Origin of the sequence: Cellulomonas alba, assembly GCF_030362835.1 — a bacterium.
GTDB classification, from domain to species: domain Bacteria; phylum Actinomycetota; class Actinomycetes; order Actinomycetales; family Cellulomonadaceae; genus Cellulomonas; species Cellulomonas alba.
In genome coordinates this window covers 1-1304 of sequence record NZ_JAUCGQ010000007.1, presented here as the reverse complement: position 1 = coordinate 1304, position 1304 = coordinate 1, and the positions used below count along the sequence as shown (strand labels likewise).

At 69.0% G+C, this 1304-nt stretch carries 1 protein-coding gene and 1 other annotated feature; the gene reads right to left on the bottom strand.

The features are described 5' to 3' along the window. Positions 1 to 15: 15 nt before the first annotated feature. A protein-coding gene (locus QRT04_RS17175; protein ID WP_289456977.1) for an IS3 family transposase occupies positions 16 to 1253 on the bottom strand; the annotation gives its coding sequence in 2 pieces (ribosomal slippage) (positions 16 to 974 and positions 974 to 1253; 1239 coding nt in all). Then, positions 862 to 975, bottom strand: a sequence feature (AL1L pseudoknot). It overlaps the preceding gene by 114 nt. Positions 1254 to 1304: the final 51 nt, after the last annotated feature.

Sequence of the window (1304 nt, the reverse complement as noted above, 5' to 3'; positions counted from 1 at the left end):
TGAACCGCCCCGGGTTCAGTGGAGGCTCGGTTCTCTGGTTTCGGCCGTCGTGACGGCCGGGTTCTGACGGTAGTAGTTCGCTTCGTGCTCGGCTGGCGGGATGTCGCCGAGCTCGGTGTGCAGACGCCGCTTGTTGAACCAGTCGACGTACTCCAGGGTGGCGATCTCGACGTCGTCCAGGGTCCGCCACGGGCCCTTGCGGCGGATCAGCTCGTTCTTGAACAGCCCGATCGTCGACTCGGCCATCGCGTTGTCATACGCATCCGCCACGGACCCGATCGAGGCCCGCATGCCCAGGGCGGCGAGCCGCTCGGTCAGCGCCAGGGAGACGTATTGCGCTCCCGCATCGGAGTGGTGGATCAGCCCGGACAGGTCGACGACCCCGGCCCGCCCGCGCGCCCAGACGGCCATCTCGAGGGTGTCGGTGACCAGGTCGGCACGCATGCGGGTGTCGGCCTTCCAGCCCACGATCATCCGCGAGAACACATCGATGACGAACGCGACGTAGCTGAAGCCGGCCCACGTGCGCACGTAGGTGAAGTCAGCGACCCACAGCTGGTTCGGCGCGGTCGCGGTGAACGCCCGGTTGACCAGGTCGCCTGCGCGAACCCCGTCCTTGGTCGGGATCGTGGTCCGCTTCGCCCGGCCGCGGACCACGCCGCGCAGCCCGTGCTCGCGCATCAGACGCTCGACCGTGCAGCGCGCGACCGGGTGCCCGACCCGGTGCAGGTGCTTCCACATCTTGCGGGCGCCGTAGACGCCGTAGTTCGCCGCATGCTCGACCGTGATCACCTCGCCCAACGCCGCGTCCGCGACCGCGCGCGCCGAAGGCGGACGTGTCTTGGCGGCGTAGTACGTGCTCGGGGCGACCTGCAGGTCCTTGCAGATCGGCTCGACCCCGAACTCGGCACGGTGGGCGTCGATGAACGCCACTACCTGGTCGACGGGCGGTCGAGCTCCGCCGCGAAGAAAGCTGACGCCGACCGCAGGATCGCGTTCGAGCGACGCAGCTCACGCACCTCTCGCTCGAGCTCGGCGATCCGCTGCGCGTCCGCGGTCGTCGTCCCGGGCCGCTGACCCGAGTCGATCTCAGCCTGGTTGACCCAGTTGCGCAGCGTCTCGGGATTGATCCCGAGCTGCTGACCGACCCGGGCCAACGCTCCGACCCGCGTCGCCGGATCACGACGCAGATCGACCGCCATCCGGATCGCGCGCTCCCGAAGCTCGTCCGGGTACTTCCTCGGTGCAGCCATGACTCTCATCCTCCGGGGATTGAGAGCCTCCACGGAACCCGGGGCGGTTCA